15 protein-coding genes and 1 tRNA gene are annotated in these 13,801 nt (G+C 67.2%); 10 read left to right on the top strand and 6 right to left on the bottom strand.

Going from position 1 to position 13,801, the window contains the following annotated elements:
• Positions 1 to 563: 563 nt before the first annotated feature.
• Complete coding sequence (locus tag ACZ2G3_RS00665) at positions 564 to 797, bottom strand: hypothetical protein (protein WP_470397081.1); 234 nt, start codon at positions 795 to 797, stop codon at positions 564 to 566.
• 203 nt (positions 798 to 1,000) lie between these two features.
• Positions 1,001 to 1,758, bottom strand: a protein-coding gene (locus ACZ2G3_RS00660) for an IS5 family transposase (protein WP_470395968.1) whose coding sequence is annotated in 2 segments (ribosomal slippage) — positions 1,001 to 1,437 and positions 1,437 to 1,758 — 759 coding nt in all. Because the reading frame shifts where the segments join, the coding sequence is not laid out codon by codon here.
• Between the two features lie 69 nt (positions 1,759 to 1,827).
• Here ACZ2G3_RS00660 and ACZ2G3_RS00655 point away from each other — a divergent pair.
• On the top strand, positions 1,828 to 2,487 hold the full coding sequence (locus ACZ2G3_RS00655; RefSeq protein ID WP_470397080.1) for a hypothetical protein: 660 nt from the start codon (positions 1,828 to 1,830) through the stop codon (positions 2,485 to 2,487).
• A 158-nt stretch (positions 2,488 to 2,645) separates the two neighbouring features.
• On the opposite strand, the gene ACZ2G3_RS00650 is transcribed toward ACZ2G3_RS00655, so the two are convergent.
• From ACZ2G3_RS00650 to leuB, 3 genes are all read right to left on the bottom strand, one after another.
• Positions 2,646 to 2,722: transfer RNA gene (locus ACZ2G3_RS00650), tRNA-Pro, on the bottom strand.
• Positions 2,723 to 2,770: 48 nt separating this feature from the next.
• Positions 2,771 to 3,730, bottom strand: coding sequence for a DMT family transporter (locus ACZ2G3_RS00645; RefSeq protein WP_419268655.1), 960 nt, complete (start codon positions 3,728 to 3,730; stop codon positions 2,771 to 2,773).
• Positions 3,730 to 4,854 carry a 3-isopropylmalate dehydrogenase gene (gene leuB / locus ACZ2G3_RS00640; protein ID WP_470397079.1) on the bottom strand — a complete coding sequence of 375 codons (1,125 nt, stop codon included), beginning with the start codon at positions 4,852 to 4,854 and terminating at the stop codon, positions 3,730 to 3,732. The genes ACZ2G3_RS00645 and leuB overlap by 1 nt, the downstream gene beginning before the upstream one ends.
• 164 nt (positions 4,855 to 5,018) lie before the next feature.
• On the opposite strand from leuB, the gene ACZ2G3_RS00635 reads away from it, so the two are divergent.
• The 6 genes from ACZ2G3_RS00635 to ACZ2G3_RS00610 all read left to right on the top strand — a co-directional run bounded on the left by ACZ2G3_RS00635 (position 5,019) and on the right by ACZ2G3_RS00610 (position 10,368).
• Complete coding sequence (locus ACZ2G3_RS00635; protein ID WP_470397078.1) at positions 5,019 to 5,519, top strand: hypothetical protein; 501 nt, start codon at positions 5,019 to 5,021, stop codon at positions 5,517 to 5,519.
• Between the two features lie 75 nt (positions 5,520 to 5,594).
• Positions 5,595 to 6,785: an MFS transporter gene (locus ACZ2G3_RS00630; protein ID WP_470397077.1), complete on the top strand. Its 1,191-nt coding sequence runs from the start codon at positions 5,595 to 5,597 to the stop codon at positions 6,783 to 6,785.
• 23 nt (positions 6,786 to 6,808) lie between these two features.
• Positions 6,809 to 7,849 carry a glycosyltransferase family 4 protein gene (locus ACZ2G3_RS00625; protein ID WP_470397076.1) on the top strand — a complete coding sequence of 347 codons (1,041 nt, stop codon included), beginning with the start codon at positions 6,809 to 6,811 and terminating at the stop codon, positions 7,847 to 7,849.
• Positions 7,846 to 8,481, top strand: a complete 636-nt coding sequence (locus tag ACZ2G3_RS00620) for a glycosyltransferase family 29 protein (RefSeq protein ID WP_470397075.1) — start codon at positions 7,846 to 7,848, stop codon at positions 8,479 to 8,481. The genes ACZ2G3_RS00625 and ACZ2G3_RS00620 overlap by 4 nt, the downstream gene beginning before the upstream one ends.
• Before the next feature lie 261 nt (positions 8,482 to 8,742).
• The gene (locus tag ACZ2G3_RS00615) at positions 8,743 to 9,765 is read left to right on the top strand and encodes an aspartate-semialdehyde dehydrogenase (protein WP_419268649.1); all 1,023 of its coding nucleotides are present in this window, start codon (positions 8,743 to 8,745) and stop codon (positions 9,763 to 9,765) included.
• Between the two features lie 3 nt (positions 9,766 to 9,768).
• Positions 9,769 to 10,368, top strand: a complete 600-nt coding sequence (locus tag ACZ2G3_RS00610; RefSeq protein WP_470397074.1) for a DedA family protein — start codon at positions 9,769 to 9,771, stop codon at positions 10,366 to 10,368.
• Between the two features lie 4 nt (positions 10,369 to 10,372).
• Here ACZ2G3_RS00610 and ACZ2G3_RS00605 read toward each other — a convergent pair whose 3' ends face one another.
• Entirely contained in the window at positions 10,373 to 11,020 is a 648-nt protein-coding gene (locus ACZ2G3_RS00605) for a carbonic anhydrase (RefSeq protein WP_470397073.1), read from the bottom strand.
• A 138-nt stretch (positions 11,021 to 11,158) separates the two neighbouring features.
• Between ACZ2G3_RS00605 and ACZ2G3_RS00600 the strand changes: the two genes are divergently transcribed.
• From ACZ2G3_RS00600 to ACZ2G3_RS00590, 3 genes are all read left to right on the top strand, one after another.
• On the top strand, positions 11,159 to 11,536 hold the full coding sequence (locus tag ACZ2G3_RS00600) for a hypothetical protein (protein WP_470397072.1): 378 nt from the start codon (positions 11,159 to 11,161) through the stop codon (positions 11,534 to 11,536).
• A gap of 68 nt (positions 11,537 to 11,604) precedes the next feature.
• On the top strand, positions 11,605 to 12,978 hold the full coding sequence (locus ACZ2G3_RS00595; RefSeq protein WP_470397071.1) for a leucyl aminopeptidase family protein: 1,374 nt from the start codon (positions 11,605 to 11,607) through the stop codon (positions 12,976 to 12,978).
• Between the two features lie 2 nt (positions 12,979 to 12,980).
• A complete protein-coding gene (locus ACZ2G3_RS00590; protein WP_470397070.1) occupies positions 12,981 to 13,796 on the top strand; it encodes a C40 family peptidase in 816 nt (271 codons plus the stop codon).
• Positions 13,797 to 13,801 lie beyond the last annotated feature (5 nt).

The following is a 13,801-nucleotide window of genomic DNA, read 5'->3' as shown; positions in this document are numbered from 1 at the left end:
GAACGGCTGCTTCAGTCATCTTGACAAACCGGGATGACGCCCTTGGGAGATTCAGTTATCTCTTCCCGAGAGCGAAGGCACTACCGGAAAAGGCATAACTATCTGCCACTTAACAACAGAATGGCGGAAAGCAGATAGTCCTGCCTTCAGCGGTGAGGAAAACTGTATGAAACCAGTAGGGCCTGTCCCCGGTGCGAAGGCGGGCTTGCCTTTCCTGTCACAAAGGTCTGCCTCTGATGGGCCGCAGCCCAATCTCTGCCCCGTGTTCTAATCCGGTCCGACATGTCGTGGCGCTCCCTCCTGTTCCGCCAGTGGCGAAGCCATCGCTGCTTTTCACTTTGGATGACCTCATGTCATCCGAAGGGCAAAGCAGGGTGGGCGCAGCCCGACCTGCGGCCGGACGGTGATCTGACACACGGGGCCGGAGCGGTGAAATTAGGAGGGACCCGCGCCTTGGCGTGGGAGGAACCGGATTTCTCCGTGGAGGCTGACGCGCAGCGGCACCAGAGCCCGTGTTCAGATCGCCATCCGGATGGCAGGCGGAAAAACGAAATAAAAGATCGTCAGCCGTGCCAGAGCGAAGCGGAGGCGCGGCTGTCTCTTGGATCAGCGATCGCGGTACCCGCGATCACCACATCCTTGAAAAGCAGCATCCCGACGGCTTGGCAGTATCGACTCGAACCGTGTATGGCCGTCACCAAGCTTGGCGGCCACAATGCAATGGCAACGATGGTGGACACGCGAGAATCGTTTCTCAGCTCACCGTTGCTGAGGTAAACAGGTTCAAAAGCGGCCATTGGTGCTCGTCGTATCAGTAACGGCCGCTCGTGAGTTTTCTCCCACTACACTCTCCGCTGGCGTGGTGCGACACGGTCGCATGGCAAGCTAGAAAGCTATTAGCGTTCGATTTCGTCTTGAGGCATCATTCGGCGGGTGTTTCGGGATGTAACCATTCTATAGAACCAGGCAGCCGGTCGCTAGGCTCAGGACTCGTTCTTGATCACAGCCAAAATAGGACGGTTGCGGCCAATGCTATTGCGGAGAGGTATGTCTCCGGGCACCTGTCGTAACGCGTGGCGACACGTCTCCAGTCTTTCAGCCGCCCGAACATGATCTCGATGCGATTGCGCCTTCTGTAGCGGCGCTTGTCGTATTTCACGGTTTTCTTGCGCAACTTCCGGCTAGGGATACAGGCTTTTATCCCTCTGTCCTGCAACGCTTTTCGCAGCCAGTCAGCATCATAGCCTCGGTCCGCCAAGAACCAATCAGCCTGCGGCAGGCCGTCCAGAAGCGCCGCTGCGCCGGTGTAGTCGCTGACCTGTCCTGCCGACATGAAGAACCGGATAGGTCTGCCTTTCGCATCGGTGACGGCGTGCAGCTTGGTGTTCATGCCGCCTTTCGTTCGACCAATCTGGCGACTGCGCCCCCCTTTTTGGCCCGCAGGCTGCAAGCCGTGCGATGCGCCTTCAGATAGGTTGCATCGATCATGATTGTCTTCGGATCGGTGCTCTCGGCGGCCAGGCCGACCATGATCCGGGCGAAGACCCCGTTGTCACTCCAGCGCTTCCAGCGATTATAAAGCGTCTTGGCAGGTCCATATTCACTCGGCGCATCGCACCATCTCAAACCATTGCGATTGATGAAGATAATGCCGCTCAGCACCCGCAGATCGTCAACTCGGGGACGGCCATGGCTCTTGGGGAAGTAGGGGCGAAGGCGCGCCATCTGCGCCTCGGTCAGCCAGAACAGGTTGCTCATCGATCAGGTCTCCTTGCGGCGGCCTGAATCACGCAAAGGGCGTAAAATCAATGGGTCTGGAGCCTAAGGATGCCTCACTACTGGACCCAATACGGGTACGTCTATGCCGGTAGTGCCGCTGCGGCCTCCATGACCGCAATCACGTCGGCAACATTGCTTCAGCAACTCGCACGGGAAGGCGGTCAAACAAACCCGCCGCGCTTCGAAGAAATCGCAGAACTCGTTCGCAAACTTGCTCAACGGTTCATGACGGAAAGACGGCAGTTGGGAGGCGATGGCTCATTTTGGTCAGCGTTCTTTGGATGGTGTCCTCATGATGAAAAATGGAAAATTGCTCAGATAAACCCGCATGACGAGGGTAGCAATTTTCGGGTCGAGCTGCAGTACTCCGAAGCTCCAAAGGAGCATGGGACGCCATGGCTAGTTCTTGGAAGCGGAAAGGGAGTCTTCAACGCAGTTCTCGCGGCGCACCTTGAAAAGTGTACTTCCGCCCCAAAGCATGTACCGCGATTGATCATTGAGCAAATGATCAACGAAGACTTGGAAAAGACCGTGGGCGGCACTGTCTCGACCGGCGCCGCCCATCACTACGGTTTTATACTTTTCCATTCCGAAGTCGTTGGCCCGTGGGACAGCTCGGATCGGCGTAGGGTGTTCAATGGGCTCGATCTTGATCGGGATGTCGGGGCAGTGTTCCCTTACTACATCGCTACACAACCCGTACCTTGAATTAGACAATCATCAACACAACTGGAATGACTGATTTGGGCTCTTCGCGTCGAGGTCGTGCCGACCACTGAACGTCCGCTTATATTGAGTTGGCAGGCCAGAGAGGCAGACCGCCTGACAGAAAAGGCAGAACTATCTGCTCTTAAACACAGAATCACTGGTCGGAGCGAGAGGATTCGAACCTCCGACCCCCTGCTCCCGAAGCAGGTGCGCTACCAGGCTGCGCTACGCTCCGACCGTAGGACGGGCACGTAGCGCAGCGACGGGGGGGATGCAAGCCCCCTCAGCGGCGCGGGCTCCACAATCTTTGCAGGATCGTCGATTTCGGGGCCGTCACCACCTCGGTGCGCAGCCGCGAGGTGGTGGCCGGACGGTTGGCCGAAACGCCGCCGCGCCCTTCGCGCCAGACGATGTAGATCCCCGAGGCGATGATCACGCTGGCACCCAGCAGCGTGGGCAGGTCCATCACCTCGCCGAACAGGAACCAGCCATAGCCGGTCGCCCACAGGATCTGCGAATACTGCATCGGCGCCACGATGGCGGCCTCGCCCGCGCGATAGGCCAGGATCACCAGGAAACCCGCCACCAGGCCCAGGCCCGCGATGACGCCGGTCAGCGCCAGGTGGTGCAGCTCCATCGGCTGATAGTCCAGCGACAGCGCCGCGCCGGTGGCCACGAAATTGCCCAGCATCGGCCACATCATCAGGACCATCGGCCGCTCGCGCCGGCCCAGGCGGCGGATGATCACGGCCGCCAGCGCGCTGGCCACGGCGCCCGCCATGGCCGCCGCATGGCCGGGCTGCAGGTCCTGCCCCCCCGGCCGCAGCACGATCAGCACGCCTGACAGGCCGATCACCACCGCCGCCCAGCGGTGCAGGCCGACCTTTTCGCCCAGCAGCGGGATCGACAGGATGGTGATCAGCAGCGGCGTCGTGAACAGGATCGCATAGACCTGCGTCAGCGGCAGGGTCGAAAAGGCGTAAAAGCCCGCCATCCCCGCCACCACCGCGCAGGCCGTGCGCAGCGCCACCCAGCCCATGTTGTTGGGCCGCAGCGTGCCCGGCTGGGGGTCGCGCATCAGGACGACCGACACCAGGGGAAAGGACAGCAGCGAGGCAAAGAACAGGATCTGCAGCGCCGGATAGGTGGCGCCCAGCGACTTGATCACCACGTCATGCGTCGCATAGAGGCCCATCGCCGCAAGCTGCAGCAGGGCCCCCCGCACGTTCCCCGGCAGGGCCATCAGGCCGACGCCAGCGCCGCGACGATGCGGTCGCCCATCTGCGATGTGCTGACCGGCGTGCCGCCCTCGGGGCCCATCAGGTCGGCGGTGCGCACCCCCTCGGCCAGCACCTGCTCGACCGCGCGCTCCAATTGCGCCGCGGCCTCGCCCTCGCCAAAGCTGTAGCGCAGCGCCATGGCAAAGCTGAGGATGCAGGCGATCGGATTGGCCTTTCCCTGGCCCGCGATGTCGGGGGCGCTGCCATGGACCGGCTCGTAAAGCGCCTTGGGGCGGCCATTGGCCATCGGCGCCCCCAGGGAGGCCGAAGGCAGCATGCCCAGGCTGCCGGTCAGCATCGCCGCCGCATCCGACAGGATGTCGCCGAACAGGTTGTCGGTCACGATCACGTCGAACTGCCGCGGCGCGCGGACCAGCTGCATGGCGCCGTTGTCGGCATACATGTGGCTCAGTTCGACATCGGGATATTCGTTGTCATGCACCCATTGGACCTCCTCGCGCCACAGGATGCCCGATTCCATGACATTGGCCTTTTCCATCGAGCAGACCTTGTTGCCGCGCGCCCGCGCCAGCTCAAAGGCCGACCGCGCCACGCGGCGGATCTCGCCGCTGGTATAGCGCTGGGTGTTGATGCCGACGCGCCCGCCCTCGTTCTCGGGGTTGTTGTCGTCGGAATGGATGCCGCGCGGCGTGCCGAAATAAACGCCCGAGGTCAGCTCGCGCACGATCAGGATATCAAGGCCGGCCACCACCTCGCGCTTCAGCGACGAAAAGTCGGCCAGCGCGTCAAAGCATTGCGCGGGACGCAGGTTGGCATAAAGGTCCATCTCCTTGCGCAGGCGCAAAAGACCGCGCTCCGGCTTCACGCCGAAATCCAGCACGTCGTATTTCGGGCCGCCGACCGCGCCCAGCAGCACCGCATCCACCCCCTGGGCGCGGGCCATCGTCTCGTCCGCCAAAGGCACGCCATGCGCGTCATAAGCCGCCCCGCCGACCAGGTCGTGGCTGACCTCGAAACGCATGCCCCGGTTCGCCTGGAACCAGTCGATGACCTTGACGACCTCGGCCATCACCTCGGGGCCGATCCCGTCGCCGGGCAGGATGAGAAGCGAATAACGGTCGGACATGAACCCTCCTTCAGGCGCGGCAGGTTGCTGCGGGCCGCGGCGCAGGGTCGGGTTAGACCCGCCCTGCCCAAGGGTCAAGATCGCGGACGGGATCACGCCTTGTTGCCTTGCACCCCGCGCCCGGCTGGCCGACCCTGCACGCTGTCTGAGCGATGGGGGATGCGATGAAAAGCTGGGATGTCATCATGATCGGAACGGTCGCCGCGGGCGCGATCCTGCTGGCCGTCAACGCCTGGGCCCAGCCCGCCGACGGGGTGCCGGGGGACCGGCTGGTCGTGCCGCTGCCCGACGTCTCGACCCTCTCCGAACCGCAGGCGCAGGCGCTGATGCGCGACCTGGCGCAGATGAACGTCGTCACCTCGGAATGCCCCGACCAGGACGTGACCGACCCGGAATGGCAGCTGATGACCGGCACCACGGATGCACTGATCGAACGGCTGGGGCTGGACCCCGTCGCCTATGACCGCGAATATTTCCGCCCCGCCTTCAGCCTGCTGGAGGATCCGGCCAATTGCGACCGCATCGGCGCCCAGTCCGACGACCTGATCGCCCGGCTGGAGGGGATGGGCGGCAGCACCCGCCCGGTGACGCCGGGCCTGGCGCCCGCCGACACCCCGGAAGCCACCGAAACCCCCGACCCCGCGGCACCGCCCCCCGCCGAATGATCCCCGCCGCGAACCTGCACGCCTTGCAGGTTCCGCGCCGTTCAAGCAGCTTGGCTGCCGGGAACGGAGGATCACATGCCAGTTGTGTCGGCGGGGCTTGTCAGCCTGGTGCTGGGCTACATGCTCAGCCAGTTCTATCGCGCCTTCCTGGCGGTGCTGGCCCCGGTGCTGGAACGCCAGATCGGCGCCACGCCGGGCGACCTCGCGCTGTCCTCGGGGCTGTGGTTCATCGCCTTCGCGGCGCTGCAGCTGCCGGTGGGCGCGGCGCTGGACCGGCACGGGCCGCGCCTGACGGTGGCGCTGCTGCTGGCCCTGGGCGGCGGCGGGGGTGCTGCGGTCTTCGCCCTGGCCCAGGCGCCCTGGCACCTGCATGTCGCGATGGCGCTTCTGGGCATCGGATGCTCGCCTGCGCTGATGGGCCCCTATTTCATCTTCGCGCGCGAATATCCGCAGGCGGTCTTCGGGACGCTGGCGGGGATGCTGGTGGGCTTCGGCTCGCTGGGCAACATCCTGGGCGCGGCGCCCCTGGTGACGGTGATCCAGACCTTCGGCTGGCGCCCGACGCTCTGGGGGCTGGCGGCGCTGACGCTGCTGGTGGCGGGGCTGATCATGACCTTCGTGCGCGACCCGGCCCGGCTGGGACAGGACCACCCCCAGGGCTCGCTGGGCCAGATCCTGCGCCTGCGCGCGCTGTGGTTCATCCTGCCGCTGTTCGCGGTGAACTACGCCGTGACCGCCGGCATCCGCGGCCTCTGGGCGGCGCCCTGGCTGGAAAAGGTGCATGGCGCCGACGCGACCCAGATCGGCCGGGTGACGCTGGCCATGGGCCTGGCCATGGTCGCGGGCAGCTTTGCCGTCGGCCCCGCCGCGCGCCTCATCGGCAGCGTCCGCCGCGCCGTGCTGGTCTTTTCCGCCGTGATGATCGCGGTCATGGCGGTGATGTGGCTCCAACCCGCGCTGCCCATCGCGATGGTCACGCTGCTTCTGGTGATCCTGGGGTTCTTCGGCTCGGCCTATCCCCTGCTGATGGCGCATGGACGCTCCTTCCTGCCCCCGCATCTTGTGGGGCGCGGGGTCACCTTCCTCAACATGTTCTCGATCGGCGGGGTGGGGGTGATGCAATTCGCCTCCCGCCCGGTCTATGCCACCGCCCAGGCGGCCTACCCCCCGGCGCAGGCCTTCGCTATGCTGTGGCTGTTCGTCCTGGTCCCGCTGGTGATCGGGTTCCTGCTCTATTTCCTGACGCCCGAGGCCCGGCATGACTGAAACGCGCATGACTGAACCCCACCATGACTGACACGCCGCTGGTCGTCGCGCCGAACCTGAAACGCCGCCTGTCGGGGGTGACGGCGACGGTGGTGCGGCTGATCCCGGTGCAGGCGCGGATGATCGACATCGCCGCCACCGGCCCCGGCCTGCCGCCCGAGGTGCCGCATCTTCCGCTGGCCCGCGCCGCCACCCTGCCCCGCGACCGCTGGCGGGTCTGGCACGCGCGGCGCAACACCGAGATGGCCCTGGGCCTGATCCTGCGCCGGGTGCTGCGCCGGAAATACCGCCTGCTCTTCACCTCGGCCGCCCAGCGCCGCCACACCGGCTTCACCCGCTGGCTGATCCGCCAACAGGACGCGCTGGTGGCGACATCGCCCCAGGCGGCCAGCTATCTGGAACGCCCCGCCACCGTCATCCTGCACGGCGTGGATACCGACATCTTCCAGCCCGCCCCCGACCGCGCCGCCCTGCGCGCCGGGCTGGGGCTCGATCCCGACGCGGTGCTGGTCGGCTGCTTCGGCCGGGTCCGCGCGCAAAAGGGGGTCGACCTGCTGGTGCAGGCGGGGCTGGACCTGCTGCCCGGCCGCCCGCGGGTCCAGATCCTCTTTACCGGCCGCATCACCGCCGACAACCGCGCCTTTGCCGATGACCTTCAGGCCCGGATCGCGGCGGCGGGCCTTGGAGACCGCATCCGCTTTCTGGGCGAACTCCCTTGGGACCAGTTGGTCCGGCACTACCAGGCGCTGGATCTCTTCGCCGCCCCCGCCCGGTGGGAAGGCTTCGGCCTGACACCGCTCGAGGCCGCGGCCTGCGCCGTCCCCACCGTCGCCGCCCGCGTCGGCGCCTACGAGACCCTGATCCGCGACGGCGAAACCGGCAGCCTGGTGCCGCGCGACGACGCGCCCGCGCTGACCGCCGCGCTGGCGCGCTGGCTGGACGATGACAGGGGCCGTGCCGCCGCCGGCCAGGCCGCCCGCGCCCATGTGGCGCAAAACCACGCCATCGAGGGCGAGGCCCGCGCCCTGGTGCAGGTCTATCGCGACCTCCTGGACCGGCCATGACCCCGTCCTTGGTCCCGGACCGCCTGCGCTTTGCCGCCGCCCGCCTGACCCGGTCCGAGGATCCTCTGCGCCGCCTCTCGGTCCCGCAGGCGCAGCTTCTGGCCGACCTCTCCGGGCGGCAGGTGGCGCTGGTCGGCAATGCCCGCGCGCTGGCCGCGACCGATCACGGCGCGGCGATCGAGGCCGCCGACCTGGTCGTCCGCATCAACCGCGCGCCCCTGCCCGACCCGCGCAGCCACGGGCGCCGCACCGACTGGCTGGCGCTGGCGACCCGCCTGCCCGATGCCGACCGCGCCCGCCTGTCGCCCGACCGCATCCTGTGGATGTCGCCCAAGCGCAAGCGCCTCGACTGGACCAGCGCCAGCAGCCCCGGCTTCTACCTGCACCCGCTTCAGGATTATCAGGCGCTGATGGGCCGGCTGGCCGCGCCGCCCACCACCGGGGCCATGATGATCGACCTGCTGCTGCGTGCGCCGCTGGCGGGGCTGAGGCTCTACGGCTTCGACTTCTTCGCCAGCCTCAGCCTCTCGGGGCGGCGCGACGCAGCCCAGGTGCCCCATGACTTCGCCGCCGAGGCCGCCTGGGTCGAGGATCTGCTGCGCCACGACCGCCGCCTGACCCTGGTCCGCTGATCCCCCCCTCCCCCCGCGCAACGCCACCGCGCGCAAGCGGTGTACACCCGGTGCACATCCGGTGCCGCCTCCGTGCCCGTCCCGTGCCGGCGTTTTTTCCAGCATTTGCAGGGCCGCGCCGTGGCTGCCGCCCGCCGCCGTTGCGCCCGGATGCACAGCAACGCCCGCCCGCCCGCGCGGCGGACGCGCGCCCAAGACCCTTTCAATAAGCGACCGTTTGCGGTAAACGCCCCCGACCGCAGGAAAAGGAGCTCCCCCGAAATGGGTTACAAAGTCGTCGTCGCTGGCGCCACGGGAAATGTGGGCCGCGAAATGCTGAACATCCTGGCCGAGCGCCAGTTCCCCGTGGACGAGATCGCCGTCCTGGCCTCGCGCCGCAGCCAGGGAACCGAGGTCAGCTTTGGCGACAAGACCCTGAAGATCCAGGATATCGAACAGTTCGATTTCACCGGATGGGACATCGCCCTTTTCGCCATCGGCTCGGACGCGACCAAGATCCACGCCCCGCGCGCGGCCCAGTCCGGCTGCGTGGTGATCGACAACTCCTCGCTCTATCGCTACGACCCGCAGATCCCGCTGATCGTGCCCGAGGTGAACCCCGACGCGATCGAGGGCTACAAGAACAAGATGATCATCGCCAACCCCAACTGCTCGACCGCGCAGATGGTGGTGGCACTGAAGCCCCTGCACGACCGCGCCCGCATCAAGCGGGTGGTCGTCTCGACCTATCAGTCGGTCAGCGGCGCCGGCAAGGACGGCATGGACGAGCTGTGGGACCAGACCAAGGGCATGTATGTCCCGGGTCAGGAAAAGGATCCCAAGAAGTTCCAGAAGCAGATCGCCTTCAACGTGATTCCCCAGATCGACGTCTTCATGGAAGACGGCACGACCAAGGAGGAATGGAAGATGGTGGTCGAGACCAAGAAGATCATCGACCCCTCGATCAAGGTCACCGCAACCTGCGTGCGCGTCCCGGTCTTCGTCGGCCATTCGGAAGCCATCAACATCGAATTCGAGGATTTCCTGGACGAGGACGAGGCCCGCGACATCCTGCGCGAGGCCCCGGGCATCCTGGTCATCGACAAGCGCGAGCCCGGCGGCTACACGACGCCGGTCGAATGCGTGGGCGAATACGCCACCTTCATCAGCCGCATCCGCCAGGATTCCACCGTCGAAAACGGCCTGAACCTGTGGTGCGTCAGCGACAACCTGCGCAAGGGCGCGGCGCTGAACGCGGTGCAGATCGCGGAATTGCTGGGCAATCGCATCCTCAAGAAGGGCTAGGCCTTGTTCGACTGGATCACCGGTCTTCTGCAGGGTGGCGGGGCTTTGGCCATCGCCGCCCTGATGCTGCTGGAAAACGTCTTCCCGCCGATCCCGTCGGAACTGATCATGCCGCTGGCGGGCTTCAATGCGGCGCGCGGCGGCACCTCCCTGTGGCTGGCGGTGCTGGCCGGCGGCATCGGCTCGACCCTGGGCGCGTGGTTCTGGTTCGCCCTGGCGCGCGCCTATGGTCCCGACCGCCTGCGCCGGCTGGTCGAACGCCACGGCCGCTGGCTGACGCTGACGCCGTCTGAACTGGAGCGTGCACAAGGCTGGTTTGCCCGCCACGGCGCGGCGGCGGTCTTCTTCGGCCGCTTCCTGCCCACGATCCGCACCCTGATCTCGGTCCCGGCGGGGCTGGCGCGGATGCCGACAGGGCATTTTTTGGCCTATACCGCGCTTGGCAGCTTCATCTGGTCAGGCGGCCTGGCCTTGGCCGGATACTGGCTCGAAGGCGGCTATGAGGCCGTCAGCACCTGGATCAACCCGGTCTCGACCGCCGTCGTGGTGGCGATCGTCGCCTTCTACGTCTGGCGGGTGATCCGCTGGCATCCCGACGCCTGAGGCGTCAAATCAGCGCCCACTGCTTGCCGCCCTCGTCGGCCTGCAGCAGCGTCCCCTCGCTGATGTCGTGCAGCAGCCCGTGCAGCGACAGCTGACCGGCCTCGACGGCGTCCCGCACAAAGGGGAAGGTCAGCAGGTTCTCGATCGACACCAGCACCGCCTCGCGCTCCAGCGCGCCGACCTGCTCCTCGGCCGGCAGGTCCTTCACCCGCTGGTAGCCCGGCCGCAGGATGTCCATCCAGCGCCCCACGAAGCTGGTCGTCTCCTCCAGCTCGGGCGCATGGCCCGAACACATCGCATGGCAGCCCGCGACGCCGCCGCAGAGCGTGTGCCCCACGACGATCAGATGCGCGACCTTCAGCGCCTTGACGGCATATTCCACCGCCGCCGAGGTCCCGTGCTGCAGCCCGTCCGGGGCATAGGCGGGAACCAGGTTGGCGATGTTGCGGTGGATGAAGAACTCGCCCGAATCGGCGCCGAAGATGCTGGTGACATGGACCCGGCTGTCGCAGCAGGAAATGACCATCGCGCGCGGGCGCTGGCCTTCGTCGGCCAGCCGGCGGAACCAGGCGCGGTTCTCGTTGTAGGAGGTCGCCTTCCAGCCATGATAGCGCTTGGTCAGGTATTGCGGCAGCGGTGTCAGGTTGTGCATCGAAAACCCCATTGTCTCCCCGCCTGATAGGCCGGGATTGAAACAAATTCGAGCCTTTTCTTGGGCCTTGCTCAAGGCTTTCTTCACCGCTTGCGCCCATGTTCGCCCCATGCGGGGACAGACCCTTCGGAGGTGCGGATGGCACAAATCTCGGCCTTGGCCGTATCGGAACTGGTCCGCGTGGACAATCGGCGGGTGGCGGACATCGTGGCCGAACTGGGCGAGACGGCGGCGCAGCACGTGATCGGGCTGGCGCTGGAACAACTGGCCACCGCCCTGACGGCGGTGGACGCGGCATTGGACCGGCGCGACCTGGCGCAGGCGATGGCCCATGCCGAGCGCATGTCGCGGCTGGCTTGGCAGATCGGGCTTTTGTCACTGGCGGGTGTGGCCATGGATCTTGGCAGCACTGCCGAACGGGGCGACCATGCCGCCTTGGCCGCGATCCGCGCTCGGCTGATGCGGGTGGGCAACCGGTCGCTGACGGCCATCTGGGACCGCACCGCCCTGGCATGACCCCGCCGCCGGGGTTGCAGGCGCGGTCCCAGCCTGTAGGCTGGCGCCGTTCTGCCAAGGATGACGCCATGACCCCCGAATTCGCCCCCGCCTCTGACGACACGCGCCCGCTGTGGCTGGTCTGGAGCGGCGATGACCTGCCCCCCGACGCCCAGGCCGGGCCTTGGGCCGAGGCCTCGGGGTTTGCCGCCAAGGCGGGCCAGATCTGCCTGCTGCCCGATGCGGCGGGGGGGCTTCGCGGCGCGATCATGGGCCTGGGCGACCGCGCGCTGGCCTCGCGGGAACGGTTCCCGATCGCCCGCGCCCAAGCCCTGCCCAGGGGCGACTGGCATCTGGCCGATCTGCCCGCCGGGCTGGACCCGGACCAGCTGGCTTTGGGCTGGCTGCTGGGCCAGTACCGCTTTACCCGCTACAAGGGAAAGCCCGTCCAGGGCCCCCGGTTGGTCTGCCCCACGGGCGCCGATGCCGATCGCGCGCTGGCGATCGCGGCGGGTGAATTCCTGACCCGCGACCTGATCAACACGCCCGCCGGGGATCTTGGCCCCGACAAGCTGGAGGCAGCCGCGCGCGCCCTGTGCAACGACATCGGCGCGCGGGTCGAGGTGATCTGCGGCAGTGCCCTGGCGAAGCAGAACTTTCCGCTGATCCATGCGGTGGGACGCGCCTCTGCCGTCGAGCCGCGGCTGATCGATATCCGTATAGGCGATCAGGGTCCAATGCTGACGCTGGTGGGCAAGGGCGTCTGCTTCGACACCGGCGGGCTGAACCTCAAGCCCGGCGCCTCCATGGGGCTGATGAAAAAGGACATGGGCGGCGCGGCCACCGCGCTTGGCCTGCTGAAGATGCTGGCGGCGACCGGCGCGACGGGCCGGATGCGCCTGCGCGTGCTGATCCCGGCGGTCGAAAACAGCGTCGCGGGCAACGCCTTCCGCCCCGGCGACGTGCTGGCCAGCCGCAAGGGCCTGACGGTCGAGGTGAACAACACCGATGCCGAGGGGCGGCTGGTCCTGGCCGATGCGATGACCTACGCGGCCGAGGAGAGCCCCGACCTGATGATCTCGCTGGCGACGTTGACAGGCGCGGCGCGGGTGGCGCTCGGGCCGGACGTCCCGCCCTTCTACTGCGACGACAATGCCACGGCGGCGGCGCTGCAACAGGCGGCGATGCAGGTGGGCGACCCGCTGTGGCGCATGCCCTTCTGGGACCCCTACGAGGACCAGATCGAACCCGCCATCGCGGACCTGGACAACGCGCCCTCGGGCGGCATGGCCGGGTCGATCACGGCGGCGCTGTTCCTGCGCCGCTTTGCCGAAGGGGCCGGACGCTATGCCCATCTGGACATCTACGGCTGGCAGCCCACCGCCGCGCCGGGTCGTCCAAAGGGCGGCGTGGGCCAAGGCGCGCGGGCGATCCTGGCGGCGCTGCCGCAGATCCTGGCGTGACCATGGACCGCCGGCTGACGCCCGCCACGGACCGCATGGCGCTGGAAAGCCTGCGCGGGCGGCTGGACCGTCCCGCCTATACCCCGGGCCGCGCCGCGCGCCTGTCGGTGCCCTTGGCCGACCTGCTGACCGCGCCGGATGGACGGCGCGACCGGCAGGTAAATTTCGGCGCCGATGTGACCGTGATCGAGATGCGGGACGGCTTCAGCTTTGTCCAGACCGCGCTGGACGGCTATTGCGGCTGGCTGGACAGCGCCACCTTGACCGATGAGTTGCCGCCGCTGACGCATCGGGTGACGGCGCCGGCCACGCATGTCTATCCGGCGCCCGACATGAAGCAGCCGCAGCTCATGTCGCTGTCGCTTGGCGCCCGCCTTGCGGTCAGTGGGACCGAAGGACGCTTCGTGCGGCTGGCCACAGGAGGCTTCGTTCCGGTCCAGCATGTCGGCACCGAACCCGCGCAGGATCCGGTGGCGGTGGCCGAGACCCTGGTGGGCACGCCCTATCTGTGGGGCGGAAACAGCCGATGGGGCATCGATTGTTCGGGCCTGGTGCAGGCGGCTCTGGCAGCCTGCGACATCCCCTGCCCGGGCGACAGCGACCTGCAGCGCGATGCCTTCCCGTCCACGGACCGGATCCGCCGGGGCGACCTGCTGTTCTGGCCGGGTCATGTCGCCATGGCGGTGTCCCCCGACCTGATGATCCACGCCACCGCCTGGAGGATGTCGGTCACGCATGAACCCATCGCCGAGGCGATCGCCCGCATCGACGCGGCCGGGGAAGGGCCGTTCCAGGGCGCGCGCCGGCCCGGCGGCTGAGGCGC

The organism is Paracoccus sp. KKT209 (assembly GCF_055635455.1).
Note: the sequence above shows the minus strand (reverse complement) of the source record. Positions and strands in the feature narration are given on the sequence as shown.

What these genes read in the sequence shown, in the direction of transcription:
- ACZ2G3_RS00665 (WP_470397081.1), bottom strand. Translation starts at nt 797, where the DNA reads ATGGCCGCTTTTGAACCTGTTTACCTCAGCAACGGTGAGCTGAGAAAC.
- ACZ2G3_RS00635 (WP_470397078.1), top strand. Translation starts at nt 5,019, where the DNA reads ATGAAAAGCTGGGATGTCATCATGATCGGAACGGTCGCCGCGGGCGCG.
- ACZ2G3_RS00625 (WP_470397076.1), top strand. Translation starts at nt 6,809, where the DNA reads ATGACTGACACGCCGCTGGTCGTCGCGCCGAACCTGAAACGCCGCCTG.
- ACZ2G3_RS00590 (WP_470397070.1), top strand. Translation starts at nt 12,981, where the DNA reads ATGGACCGCCGGCTGACGCCCGCCACGGACCGCATGGCGCTGGAAAGC.
- ACZ2G3_RS00595 (WP_470397071.1), top strand. Translation starts at nt 11,605, where the DNA reads ATGACCCCCGAATTCGCCCCCGCCTCTGACGACACGCGCCCGCTGTGG.
- ACZ2G3_RS00615 (WP_419268649.1), top strand. Translation starts at nt 8,743, where the DNA reads ATGGGTTACAAAGTCGTCGTCGCTGGCGCCACGGGAAATGTGGGCCGC.
- ACZ2G3_RS00600 (WP_470397072.1), top strand. Translation starts at nt 11,159, where the DNA reads ATGGCACAAATCTCGGCCTTGGCCGTATCGGAACTGGTCCGCGTGGAC.
- ACZ2G3_RS00605 (WP_470397073.1), bottom strand. Translation starts at nt 11,020, where the DNA reads ATGCACAACCTGACACCGCTGCCGCAATACCTGACCAAGCGCTATCAT.
- leuB (WP_470397079.1), bottom strand. Translation starts at nt 4,854, where the DNA reads ATGTCCGACCGTTATTCGCTTCTCATCCTGCCCGGCGACGGGATCGGC.
- ACZ2G3_RS00620 (WP_470397075.1), top strand. Translation starts at nt 7,846, where the DNA reads ATGACCCCGTCCTTGGTCCCGGACCGCCTGCGCTTTGCCGCCGCCCGC.
- ACZ2G3_RS00655 (WP_470397080.1), top strand. Translation starts at nt 1,828, where the DNA reads ATGCCTCACTACTGGACCCAATACGGGTACGTCTATGCCGGTAGTGCC.
- ACZ2G3_RS00645 (WP_419268655.1), bottom strand. Translation starts at nt 3,730, where the DNA reads ATGGCCCTGCCGGGGAACGTGCGGGGGGCCCTGCTGCAGCTTGCGGCG.
- ACZ2G3_RS00630 (WP_470397077.1), top strand. Translation starts at nt 5,595, where the DNA reads ATGCCAGTTGTGTCGGCGGGGCTTGTCAGCCTGGTGCTGGGCTACATG.